Here is a 12,785-nt window from a genome sequence, read left to right as displayed (position 1 = left end):
CGCCCGCTGCATAAATAACATATTTCTGCGCGACGTAACGCAGGCTTAGGGCAGGTAAGAAGTAACATATAACCAGATGGAATTTAGCGTACCGCATCATGCGGTTATGCTCGTAATCCCAACACTTATAATTTATTTAACATCATGACTGAATTGATCACTTCAGCCGGGCAGCAAGCCACGCACCGCCCGGACGCAACAGGGGAAACGGCCTGGATACGCCAGCCCTCCGATGTCTCACATCTGGTTAATAGCAGCACGCAGGCACGCAACAATGCGCATATTGTGGTGGCGATTGCGTTAGGCGGCGTGTTTCTTGACGCTTACGATCTGGGCGCGCTGGCCTTCGGCATGAAGGATGTGGCACGCGAGTTTGATCTGACCCCCGCCGCCGCCGGCATGGTGGCCTCCGCGATCACCTTTGGCGCGATTATCGGCGCGCTGATTGGCGGCTATCTGACCGATAAAATCGGCCGCTATCGGGTGTTTATGGCGGATATGTTTTTCTTTGTGGTTGCCGCGCTGGCCTGCGCCTTTGCGCCTAATGAATATGTGCTGGCAGGGGCGCGTTTTGTTATGGGCCTCGGCGTCGGTATCGATTTACCGGTGGCGATGGCGTTTCTGGCTGAGTTTTCGCGGCTGAAGGGACGCGGCAATAAAGCGGCCAGTATCGCCATGTGGTGCCCGACCTGGTATGCCGCCATCAGTGTCTCTTACCTGCTGGTGCTGGTACTGTATAGCGTGCTGCCGGAAAGTCATACCGACTGGCTGTGGCGACTCATTCTCGGATTTGGCGCGGTGCCGGCACTGGTGATTATCGCCATTCGCAGCCGCTATATGAGCGAGTCGCCGGTCTGGGCGGCAAATCAGGGCGATCTGCACGGCGCGGCGGCGATTTTACGCAGCGCCTGGGGCATTAACGCGCAGGTCGCCAGCGATGCCGATCTACGGGCGCAGCCGCGTCCGCGTCGGGCAGGCTGGCGCAACTATGGCGCACTGCTGCGCGGTGTCTACCTGAAGCGTACGCTGCTGGCGACGGTGATCTCTATCGCTTCCTCATTTGCCTATAACGCGGTCGCCTTCGGCCTGCCGGTGATTATTTCCAGTTTTCTGGCGCAATCGATGCTGACCACTATCCTGGTTTCGCTGGCGCTGAATCTGCTGTTCGCTTTTGTCGGCGGGCTGCTGGCGGTACGGCTGGTTCCCCGGCTCGGCGCCTGGCGCATGACGGTGGCGGGTTATCTTTGTCAGCTTATCGCGCTGCTCGGGCTGGCACTGATTGGCCGACCGCAGGCGCTGCCGGAAGCGATGGCCGCGATCGCGATGCTGGCGCTGTTTCTGTTTGGTCAGGGCTTTGGTCCCGGCTCACATACCATGACCTATGCTTCGCTGAGCTATCCGGTCTCATTGCGCGGCGTGGGCGTTGGCCTGAATCAGACTCTGATGCGCGCCAGCTCAACGCTGTCGCTGTTTTTATTCCCGCTGCTGACAGCGATGCTGGATACCGGCGTGTTTTGGGTAATCGTGCTGGCTCCGCTGGCCGGGTTGATTGCGTTGCTGCTGGTGCGCTGGGAGCCGTCGGGTTATGACGTGGATGCCGAGGATTTTACCGACCCGGCACGCTGAATAAAGCGCGTCAGCTGATCGGGAATGCGCGCGAAAGTGTGTAAAAACCAGGGGGTAAAGCGCGCCGGGTCGTGCGTTATCTCCTGTTGAATCGCCTCCAGCGAGAGCCAGCGGCTGGCGTCCGCCTCTTCAGGGTTGAGCTGCGGCTGGGCATCACTGAAGGCGAAAAATACGTGACCATACTCATGCTCGGTCAACCCGTTGCTCAGCGGCAGGTTATAGCTCAGTTCAAACATCGGCGTCAGGGTTAAATCCAGCCCCATCTCTTCCCGCAGTCGCCGTTCGGCCGCATGCTGGGTCGATTCATAAGGGTAAGGATGGCCGCAACAGGTATTGCTCCACAAGCCGCCGCAGTGGTATTTACCGCTGGCGCGGCGCTGCAATAACAGCTGATGTTGATGGTTAAAGACATACACCGTGACCGCGCGATGCAGTAAACCTTTTTCATGCACCTCCAGCTTCTCCATTTTGCCGGTCGGGCGATCAAGATGATCGACAAGGATAACTTCAATAGCGGACATACGGGCTCCTTCAGATTAATCCCAACTATTGTGGCATATCTGCCGGGCCTTCTGCCGGAAAAAAACTCCTGTTAATCATCATAATATGTACAAAAAAGTAACCTGCTTAGCCTCTTTGCTCCGCTGCCTGTAGAGACAGCGGAGCCTGTCGCCGGCACGCTTACAGTTTGAAACGGGTCACCACCTGCTCCAGCTGCACGCTCTGCTCTTCCATCGCCTGAGCGGCGGCGGAAACCTGCTCTACCAGCGCGGCGTTCTGCTGCGTGGTGCTGTCCAGCTGGTTAATCGCCACGTTTACCTGCTCGATTCCCATGCTCTGTTCGCGGCTGGCGGACATGATTTCACTCATCAGCGTGGTCACGCTGCTGACGCCCTGCATCAGCTCATCCATGGTGCGGCCCGCTTCGTTTACCAACTGGCTGCCCGCATCAATATTCGCTACCGAGGTTTCAATCAGCTTTTTAATTTCGCGCGCCGAGTTGGCGGAGCGCTGCGCCAGATTGCGCACCTCGCTGGCTACTACGGCGAAGCCGCGTCCTTGCTCCCCGGCCCGCGCGGCTTCCACCGCCGCGTTCAACGCCAGGATATTAGTCTGGAAGGCGATACTGTCGATCACGCCGATAATATCCACCACCTTACGCGAAGAGGCATCAATTTCGCCCATGGTCGCCACCACCTGCCGCACCACGCCGGTACCGCGCTCCGCCACTTTCGAGGCCTCGCCCGCCAGCTGGTTGGCGTGGGTGGCGTTGTCCGCATTCTGACGCACGGTGCCGGTTAACTCTTCCATTGAGGCTGCGGTTTGCACAATTGAGCTGGACTGCTCTTCGGTACGCGCCGAGAGATCGAGGTTGCCGCTGGCGATTTGGCGGGAGGCCGAGGTAATGGCCAGCGCGCTGTCGCCCACTTGCCGCATCAGCCCCTGAAGATAGCTGATAAAGTCGTTAAAACTTTGCGCCACGGCGTTAAATTCCGGGCTGTTGCTGGCCGGCAGGCGTTGAGTTAAATCGGCTCCGCCGGTCGACAGCGCCAGGATATTGTCGTTAAGCAGGCTCAGGCGTTTCATCATGCTGCGGATAAAGCCCAGCAGCACCAGCAGCAGTATGATAGCTAACGGCACCTGTACCATACCGAGCCGCGTAATCATAGAGTGGGTCTGCTGGGTTAACAGGCTGGTCGGCACATCGCTGGCCAGATACCAGGGGCTGCCGGCAATCTGCTGCACAAACAGCGTACGGTCGCCCTCTTCGCTTTGATACTGGCTTTCCACCGGCTGCTTGCCAGCGTTCGCCAGCAGCGCTTTCAGCGGCGCGGCCATCGGCAGGTTAAGCTCGTTCAGATATTGCAGCTTTGGCGTGCCATTAACCAGCGCCGCATTGCCGACCACTTTGCCATCGGCCTCGACGATCAGTACGCGACCCGATATCGCTGCGCCCATCTCTTTCGCCAGATGGTTAAAGAACCCCAGCGTTACGTCGATAGTGGCGACGCCCCAGACCGCGCCGTTGCGATAGATAGCCATCGCACAGTTAGTGCGTGGCTGCGGGCTGGCGGCATCCTGATAAGCGTTAGCCCAGGCGCATTCGCCCTGCCGGGCGGCGAGCCCCGCTTTATACCAGGGCTGCTCATAGTAGCGATCCGCTTCCGGCGAGTTCCAGAAGGTGTTCAGCTGCAGCTGGTTGCTGGCGTCACGGGCAAAAAAGGTGCTGAATTTTTCCCGGTCCGCGGCGCGCATGTTCGGCAACGGCCAGATGCCGCCGCCAAAAACGTTACTGTCGTGATATTGGTTGACCAGCGCCGGCAGCAGATTATCAATAGCGGCGCTTTCCAGCACGCTCACCGCTTCGGTAATGGTGCGCTGCTGAGCCTGAACGCGATTCATCTGTTCAATGATGCGTGCGGCGAGCGTATCCACTTCGTAGCGCACCAGGCGTTCTTCGTTATTTTTTAACTGCGGGGCGACAAAAAGGTTGATTACCACAACGGTAATCACCATCAGCACCAGGAAAAAGGCGACGATCGCCGCCGTAAAGCGTGCCTGCGTTGTTTTTAACATGACCACACTCGGTAACAAGAAGGGCCTTATTGCCCTTCTGATGTTAACGGCATGTAAAAACCTTACTTTAGGCGATCGCTGTCACACTTTACAAAAATATTGCCAGGCGTGAAGGCGGGAATCATCCGTAACAGAAAAAACCAGAAAAAGGGGCGTTACTCCTCCTGCTCAACCACCTGCTGACGGGGGCGGAAGATATGCGTGGCGCCGTACTGCAACAGGCGCGTCACCAGCTGAATGCCGCCTTCGTCATCCGCCTGGGCAAAGGCCTGTTCAGTGGCAGTAACCGGCGTAGCCCACAGTAAATTCACCCGCTCGCCTTCGCGTTTCGGCAAGGCGAACTGACCGCCTTCCGTGCCCAGCGTAGCGGAAAGCAGAAATCCTTCAAAACCCACCGGCGCAACAGAGGAAGGCAGCGTATGGCCTTCGCCCAGCCAGTTCAGACTGCTCCAGGGGTAGTGCGCATAGTTAGCCAGCGCGCTGGCCATCTGGATAGCGTTATCTTCCGTCATCACTTCCGCATCAATCGCCATCGCCAGCTCCGTACGGCGATACTGAGGCGCCAGATCTTCATAAAGAAAATCAACCCACGGCATCGGTCGGATACACATGCCCAGGGTGAAGAAGTACCAGACACCCTGATGATAATGTTGTGAAATCGCCATTGGCGGCCACTGCCCCTGGTCGATAGTGTAATATTTGAGCGAAGGACCATAGTGGGATTCGTAGCTTTGCAGCAGATCGTGCTGCACCGGCTGCCAGAGATGCCCGTCATGCCAGTCGCGCCAGAACTGGCGGTGCGCCAGCGCCTGAGCGTAATAGTGATTGGTCGAGGCCGATCCCAGCGGCGCGGTCAGGCGATTTTCTTTGATGCAGCCCGCTGAAAAGCTGACCTGCTTATTCTGATAAAGGCTCCAGCCGGGGATCACCGCCAGCAGTTGCCCCTGATACCAGACCGCTGCGCCGTCGTCGGTCGGCTCCCAGATAATTTGCAGACCGGCCGGATCGAGCGGCGGCTCGGCTTCCAGCGTGCGACAGCAGTCGGCGCTCAGCAGCGGCGCGATCCCCTGCTCTATCGCCGCGCTGTCCTCTTCAAACGGCGCGGGCAGCAGGTTACGCAACCAGCAGCCGCGCACTGCGAAACGCGAGCGAAACGGCTCGGTGGGCCAAATATAAAAATAGGCGGCCCGTTCAGTCTGTTCGATGATGGCGGTTAACGTCTGTTGCTGATTGGTTACCTCAGCAATCAACTGCGAATATGTCATAGTGCCTCAACGCAACGTGGAGGAATCCAGCTTCCCCGAGAATAGAGCAGGATCTCGCTTATTGCGACACAGCGGCAAGGGTAATAATCTCAAAAATCGCGCCCCATACGCCGCATTGCGCGCGGCCAGGCACCATTGCGCACCGACCAGCGCAGTATCGCCGCCAGCAGGCGGATGCGTCGATCGATAGTCGCCTGGCGCCGCGCGCTGCGGGACAGGCCGCTCATCTGCTGCGCCCAGTCGGGCAGCAGCCCCATGCCCGCCTCCATAAGCGTGCCCATCACCAGTTTCGCCGGTCGGCTGGGCGCCGGCGCCTGCCGCAACAGCCTGATGACGTCCTGCGTACGATCGTCACAGCGCAGTTGCGGACGCATTTGTTGCAGCCACGCCTCTACCGCCTGCACGCTTTTGGGCACCTGCCGTGCGCCCAGCGCTTCGGCGACCCGAGCCGCCTGCGCATAGTAAAGATCCTGTTCGGCAAGGCTGAGCGCCGGGTTTTTATAACGCAAATGGGCGGCAAGAAAACAGCTGGCTTCGGCGACATGCACCCAGGTTAATAGCGCGGGATCGCTGGCAGCATAGGGATTTCCGTAAGCGTCGACGCCGTTCACCTGTAAATGAATGCGCTTTACCCGTTCAATCAGCGTTAGTGCATCGGCGCGATTGCCGAAGGTGGTGACCGCAACAAACTGACTGGTACGGCGCAAACGACCCAGCATATCCTGACGAAAAGAGGAGTGATCCCAAACGCCCGCCAGCGCCGAAGGATGCAGCATCTGTAGCAGCAGCGCGCCGATGCCGCCGCACAGCATCGAAGTAAAATCACCGTGCACCGGCCAAACCTGGCTGTCTGGCCCAAACAGTCCGGGATCGCCCGGCGGCTGAGAGAGGTCAAACTCATTAAGCGAAAGCCCATTGATGCGGAAAACCTGCTTTTCAATACGTCTGCGTAAGAATTCCATTATATATCCATCACTTCTCTGCCTGCCGGCACGCTCTGCAATAAACTCATACACTCTTTTACGCAGAATTACGCCTGCAGCAAACGGTTGATTAATAAGATCAATATTCAGTAAGCAAAGTATAAATCCCGGGAAAACGTTATCTTTCATCCGCTTGTAAGCGAAACGCAGATGATTTGCCTGCCGTCATACCTTCTACCAGGCTTTTATGGCAACCGCAGCACACCAACACCTAATTAATAGGGAGATAAGCGTTATGACTATGCAATCGTTAAACGATCTGTTTGTTCATACTCTAAGCGATGTTTACAGTGCTGAAGTTCAGTTAACCAAGGCACTGCCGAAAATGGCCGAGGCCGCCACTGAAACTCAACTTGTCGAAGGATTTAAACAGCACCTGGAAGAGACCAAAGGCCATATCGAACGCCTCGATCAGGTTATCCAGTCTCTCGACAATGTGGAAATGGAAAGTGTCACCTGTGTCGCAATGGAAGGATTGATCAAAGAAGGCGAGGAGATTATTCAGGAAGTGGAAGAAGGGCCAGTGCGCGATGCGGGCCTGATCGTTGCCGCTCAGAAAGTCGAACATTATGAAATCTCCAGCTACGGCTCGTTAATGGCGCTGGCGAAAAATCTGGGTTACGACAACGTTATTTCTATCCTGCAAAATACCCTGGACGAAGAAAAAGCGACCGATGAGAAACTCACCATGCTGGCAGAACAGCAGGTTAATCAGCACGCTGCCTGACGGTGGCAATCATGAAGTGATCTCATCAGGCGTTTTTAGCAGAGCATGAATGAGCCGATCGGTTGGCTGCCGATCGGCTTTTTATTTGTAAAATTTATGTTAAATCTGTTTTAATCAATCATCTTCCTTTAAAAATATCGCCAGACGGACCTCACCCATGAAAAATAACATCACCTTGATTACCGGCGGGAGCCGCGGTATTGGCCGCGCTACTGCGCTGCTGTTAGCGCAAAAAGGCCATACGATCTGCATTAACTATCGCAGCCAGCAGGCGCGAGCGGAAGAGGTCGTGGCGCTGATTCGTCAGCGCGGCGGCAGCGCCATCGCGATAGCGGCGGATATTGCCGATGAAGAGCAGGTGGTGGCGATGTTCCAACAGATCGATCGCCAGCTTGGCCCGCTAACCGGACTGGTGAATAATGCCGGTATCCTGCAGCAGCAGGCCTCAATTGAGCAACTTGATGCCCGGCGTATCGCCACGGTTTTCGCTACTAACGTCAGCGGCAGCTTTATCTGCGCGCGTGAAGCGGTGAAGCGTATGGCGCTGCGCCACGGCGGTCAGGGCGGCGCGATTGTTAACGTCTCGTCTGCGGCCTCACGGCTTGGCGCGCCGCATGAGTATGTTGACTATGCCGCCTCGAAAGGCGCTGTTGATACGCTAACGACCGGCCTGGCACTGGAAGTGGCGGCGCAGGGCATCCGCGTTAACGCCGTGCGGCCAGGTCTGATTTACACCGAGATGCATGCCGACGGCGGCGAGCCGGGACGCGTCGATCGAGTGAAAGATAACCTGCCGATGAAGCGCGGCGGCCAACCCGAAGAGGTGGCGCAGGCGATTGCCTGGCTGCTCTCCGATGAAGCCTCCTACGTAACCGGCAGCTTTCTCGATATGGCTGGCGGCAGGTAAGTCACACGCTTAAAAACAAAAAAACCGACCGTGCTTAACGGTCGGCTCTGCATACTGTCCTGCTTCAGCGTCCTGTTTTCAGGCCTCGCCTGAAAAGGCCAACGCCTCATCCGTGAGGCTTCCTCTTACAGGTAAGTGAATTCCGCATCCTGCGTTCGCACCGAATCCAGGCCAATCATCACCTTGAATTTGCCTGGCTCCGCGCCCCACTGCATCTGCTGGTTCCAGAATTTCAGCGCTTCCACATCAATCGGGAAATTCACGGTTTGCGATTCGCCCGCTTTCAGCATGATGCGCTTAAAGCCGCGCAGCTCTTTGACCGGACGGCTGATGCTGGCGACTTCATCGTTCAGATAGAGCTGCACTACCGTTGCGCCATCGCGCTTGCCAGTATTGGTTACCGTAACGCTGGCCTCGACTTTGCCATTGCGCGGCATGGTGGTTGAGGAGAGCTTCACCGGCGAAACGTGGAAGCGGGTGTAGCTCAGGCCGTAACCAAAGGGATAAAGCGGGCCGTTAACCGCATCATAATAGTGCGAGGTATATTTGTTCGGTTTCGCTGAATTATAGGGACGACCAGTCGGCAGATGATTGTAATAGATCGGGATCTGCCCTACCGAGCGTGGGAAGGAAACCGGCAGCTTGCCTGACGGGTTATAGTCGCCAAACAGCACATCGGCGATGGCATTGCCCCCTTCGGTGCCGCTAAACCAGGTTTCCAGCAGCGCATCGGCCTGCTGATCCTCATGCACCAATGAGAGCGCGCGTCCGTTCATCAACACCAGCACCAGCGGTTTGCCGGTGGTTTTCAGCGCCGCCAGCAGTTTTCGCTGGCTCTCCGGCAGCATCAGATCGGTACGGCTGGAAGCCTCATGCGCCATGCCCTGCGCTTCGCCTACCGCCACTACCACTACGTCCGCTTTTTTCGCCGTCGCCACGGCTTCATCAATCATCTGCTGCGGCGTGCGGCTGTCCACGCTAACGGCCTGCTCATACAGGTTCAGGAAATCCTGAATGCCTTTATGATCGGTAATATTCGCGCCTTTGGCATACAGCAGCGTCGCCTTACCGGCAGTGGCGTTTTTCATCCCTTGCAGCAGCGTGACCGATTGCTTCGCTACGCCCGCCGCCGACCAGCTGCCCATAATGTCGCGCTGACTGTCCGCCAGCGGGCCGATCAGCGCAATGGTGCCCGATTTTTTCAGCGGCAGCGTATCCAGACGGTTTTTCAGCAGTACCATGCTTTTACGCGCCACTTCGCGCGCATCTTCGCGATGCAGACGGCTTTCCGCGTTGGTATCTGCCGGATCGCTGCCCTTCGGTCCCAGATGGCTGTAAGGATCGTTAAACAACCCCATATCATATTTCACGTTCAGCACGTGGCGCGTCGCATCGTCAATCTCCTGCTGCGATACCACGCCACGCTTCACCAGCCCCGGCAGATACTGGCTGTAGTAGACATCGCCCATACTCATATCGATACCGGCTTTCAGCGCTACCCGCACCGCATCCTCTGGGTCGCTGGCGACGCCATGCTTGATCAGCTCTTTAATCGCGCCGTGATCGCTGATGGTGATCCCTTTGAATTTCCACTGGTCGCGCAGCAGATCTTTCAGCAGCCAGCCGTTAGCGGTGGCCGGCACGCCGTTAATGGCATTCAGTGATACCATCACCCCGCCGCTGCCGGCGTCCAGCGACGCCTTATAGGGCGGCATGTAATCCTGGAACATGCGCTGCGGGCTCATATCCACGGTATTATAATCGCGCCCGCCTTCGATCGCGCCGTACAGCGCAAAATGCTTCACGCTGGTCATTAATGCATAGCGATCTGCCGGGCTTTTGCCCTGCATCGCCTCAACCATGGTGCTGCCCATTTTGGCGGTCAGGAAGGTATCTTCGCCAAAACCTTCCGATCCCCGGCCCCAGCGCGGCTCGCGCGTTACGTCCACCATCGGCGCCCAGGTCATATTCAGGCCATCGTCCGCCGCCTCATACGCTGAGACGCGCCCGACGCGGCTGACCGCATCCAGATCCCAGCTGGCCGCCAGGCCTAACGGAATAGGGAAGATCGTGCGCTGCCCGTGCACTACGTCATAGGCGAAAAACAACGGAATTTTCAGGCGGCTCAGCTGCATCACCTGATCCTGCATGACGCGGATATCGGGACGGGTCACGGTATTAAAAATCGCGCCGACCTGCCCTTTTTGGATCATGTCGCGGATCGCTTCTTTCGGGTTATCCGGTCCGACGCTGATCAGTCGCAGCTGACCAATTTTTTCATCCAGCGTCATTTTCGCCAGCAGATCGGTGACAAACGCATCGCGCGCTTCTGGCGTCATAGGATGTGGACCAAATATATCGTCAGCGAAGGCGGGCTGCACCGCCAGAGAAACTGCAAGACTCAGGGAGTAAATCCATTTCATCAGATTGGGCTCTCAACAAAAACGCGGGACGGGTTCTATACCTGCAGCGCGAAGTATGAAGGGTAATAGGTGCTACAGCAATAAGTTAGCGACAGCGTGCAACAGCAAGAGAATAGCAGGAAGTTTTGCCGTTGAACGCTTTTGTGTCTGAGCTGCTACAGTAAATTTGACCCACATAACAGGACAATGGATATGCACCCTCATACTCACTCTGCCAGTCAAAACCTGATTAATGAACTGCGCCGCATCGTTGGCGGTAGCCATCTGCTGACCGATCCACGTAAAACCGAACGCTACCGCAAAGGCTTCCGCTCCGGCCAGGGCGATGCGCTGGCGGTGGTTTTTCCCGGCTCGCTGCTGGAGCTGTGGCGCGTACTGAAGGCCGCGGTGGCGGCAGATAAAATTATTCTGATGCAGGCGGCTAATACCGGCCTGACCGAAGGCTCGACGCCGAACGGTAACGATTACGACCGCGAGATCGTGATTATCAGCACCCTGCGTATGGACCGTATTCAACTGCTGGATAAAGGCAAGCAGGTGCTGGCGTTTCCCGGCAGTACGCTGTTTCAACTGGAAAAGATGCTTAAGCCGCTGGGACGCGAGCCGCACTCGGTGATCGGCTCCTCCTGTATCGGCGCCTCCATACTTGGCGGCGTTTGTAATAACTCCGGCGGCGCGCTGGTGAAACGCGGCCCGGCCTATACCGAAATGGCGCTCTATGCCCAGTTAGATGAGCAGGGACAGCTAAAGCTGGTTAACCATCTGGGGATTGAACTCGGCAGCACGCCGGAGCAGATCCTCGGGCGGCTGGATGATGAAACCTGGCGCGAGAGCGATGTGCGCTACGATGCCCGTCAGGCTTCCGATCATCACTATGTGGAGCGCTTGCGTGACGTCGAGGCGGATACGCCGTCACGCTTTAATGCCGACGCCAGCCGCCTGTATGAAGCCTCCGGCTGCGCCGGTAAGCTGGCCGTTTTCGCCGTGCGGCTGGATACCTTTGAAGCGGAGAAAAAGCAGCAGGTATTTTATATCGGCAGCAACGATACCGCGGCGCTGGAGGATATCCGCCGCCATATTCTCGCCCATTTCAAAAACCTGCCGGTAGCGGGCGAATATATGCACCGCGATATGTATGACATCGCCGAGAAGTACGGGAAAGATACCTTTATCATGATCGACCGGCTGGGTACTGACAATATGCCGCGCTTCTTTACCTTAAAGGGGCGCATTGATGCGATGCTGAGCCATATTCCGCTGTTCCGTCCGCACTTTACTGACCGCATGCTGCAAAAGCTGAGCGCCCTGTTCCCCACCCATCTGCCCAAACGGATGAAAACCTGGCGCGATCGCTATGAACATCATCTGATGCTGAAAATGTCCGGCGACGGCGTGGAAGAAGCGCGCCAGTTTTTAAAAGACTTTTTCCGCGAAGGCGGCGGCGACTATTTTGAATGTACCGATGAAGAGGGATCGAAAGCCTTCTTACATCGCTTCGCCGCTGCCGGCGCGGCGGTGCGCTATCACGCGGCGCATCATGACGAAGTGGAAGATATTCTGCCGCTGGATATTGCGCTGCGCCGTAACGATCGCGACTGGTTTGAGAAGCTGCCGCCGGAGTTTGACGATAAGCTGGTGCATCGCCTCTATTATGGCCATTTTATGTGCCACGTTTTCCATCAGGATTATATCGTGAAGAAAGGCGTGGACGCCCACGCGCTGAAAGAGAAGATGTTAGAGATCTTAAACCAGCGCGGCGCGGAGTATCCAGCGGAGCATAACGTCGGCCATCTCTACCAGGCGAAGCCGCAGATGAAAGCCTTTTATCAGCAGCTCGATCCCACCAATAGTTTTAACCCCGGCATTGGTAAAACCAGCAAGCGCAAGCACTGGGCCGGCTGCGACTGCGGGCCGGACCATCCCGCAGGCTGAGGTTGCCATTACGGGCGGGAACGCTTTCCTGCTCACGGGAAGAGAGGCACATGGGCGAAGATTGCCCTGGCGCCTCTCCAGGGAAATGACGGGTCATGCAACAAACCAGGCTAACGAATTACCCATCAATTTTGCTTTCTCTACATGTTCAGTTTCTTCTGCATCGATCCCTGCATCCCCCTTCCAAAAGGCGCTCAAGGCAGATGATCGCTATCAAGTTACTTTTTGTACCGCTCCACTTCATCAGAGGTTGATGAAAAAGGGATACGTTTTCGTGATTCATCCCCCCCACTTGTCTGACGTGGCGTGATATATAACGCCAGATCGTCAGGATTTTAGGACCAA

The 12,785-nt window shown here is 56.8% G+C and carries 9 protein-coding genes; 4 read left to right on the top strand and 5 right to left on the bottom strand.

Annotated elements, in window-relative coordinates:
* Window positions 1-144: 144 nt before the first annotated feature.
* Window positions 145-1,626: an MFS transporter gene (locus K6958_RS07300; RefSeq protein ID WP_249894020.1), complete on the top strand. Its 1,482-nt coding sequence runs from the start codon at window positions 145-147 to the stop codon at window positions 1,624-1,626.
* Here K6958_RS07300 and idi read toward each other — a convergent pair.
* The 4 genes from idi to K6958_RS07280 form a co-directional block, all read right to left on the bottom strand.
* Window positions 1,584-2,147, bottom strand: a complete 564-nt coding sequence (gene idi / locus K6958_RS07295; RefSeq protein WP_249894019.1) for an isopentenyl-diphosphate Delta-isomerase — start codon at window positions 2,145-2,147, stop codon at window positions 1,584-1,586. The two genes, K6958_RS07300 and idi, sit on opposite strands and share 43 nt — an antisense overlap.
* A gap of 160 nt (window positions 2,148-2,307) precedes the next feature.
* Complete coding sequence (locus K6958_RS07290; RefSeq protein WP_249894018.1) at window positions 2,308-4,203, bottom strand: methyl-accepting chemotaxis protein; 1,896 nt, start codon at window positions 4,201-4,203, stop codon at window positions 2,308-2,310.
* A gap of 155 nt (window positions 4,204-4,358) precedes the next feature.
* Window positions 4,359-5,468, bottom strand: coding sequence for a suppressor of fused domain protein (locus K6958_RS07285; protein WP_249894017.1), 1,110 nt, complete (start codon window positions 5,466-5,468; stop codon window positions 4,359-4,361).
* 89 nt (window positions 5,469-5,557) lie between these two features.
* Window positions 5,558-6,430 (bottom strand): oxygenase MpaB family protein, encoded by an 873-nt coding sequence (locus K6958_RS07280; protein ID WP_249894016.1) that lies wholly within the window; start codon window positions 6,428-6,430, stop codon window positions 5,558-5,560.
* A gap of 256 nt (window positions 6,431-6,686) precedes the next feature.
* Here K6958_RS07280 and K6958_RS07275 point away from each other — a divergent pair, with 256 nt between their 5' ends.
* Complete coding sequence (locus tag K6958_RS07275) at window positions 6,687-7,178, top strand: YciE/YciF ferroxidase family protein (RefSeq protein ID WP_249894015.1); 492 nt, start codon at window positions 6,687-6,689, stop codon at window positions 7,176-7,178.
* Window positions 7,179-7,335: 157 nt separating this feature from the next.
* A complete protein-coding gene (locus K6958_RS07270; protein WP_249894014.1) occupies window positions 7,336-8,085 on the top strand; it encodes an SDR family oxidoreductase in 750 nt (249 codons plus the stop codon).
* Window positions 8,086-8,210: 125 nt separating this feature from the next.
* On the opposite strand, the gene bglX is transcribed toward K6958_RS07270, so the two are convergent.
* Window positions 8,211-10,508: a beta-glucosidase BglX gene (gene bglX / locus K6958_RS07265; protein ID WP_249894013.1), complete on the bottom strand. Its 2,298-nt coding sequence runs from the start codon at window positions 10,506-10,508 to the stop codon at window positions 8,211-8,213.
* Window positions 10,509-10,700: 192 nt separating this feature from the next.
* Between bglX and dld the strand changes: the two genes are divergently transcribed.
* The gene (dld, locus tag K6958_RS07260) at window positions 10,701-12,440 is read left to right on the top strand and encodes a D-lactate dehydrogenase (RefSeq protein ID WP_249894012.1); all 1,740 of its coding nucleotides are present in this window, start codon (window positions 10,701-10,703) and stop codon (window positions 12,438-12,440) included.
* Window positions 12,441-12,785 lie beyond the last annotated feature (345 nt).

The organism is Mixta hanseatica (assembly GCF_023517775.1).
GTDB classification, from domain to species: domain Bacteria; phylum Pseudomonadota; class Gammaproteobacteria; order Enterobacterales; family Enterobacteriaceae; genus Mixta; species Mixta hanseatica.
The sequence above is the reverse complement of the archived record's forward strand: the minus strand, read 5'-3'. Positions and strand labels throughout refer to the sequence as shown.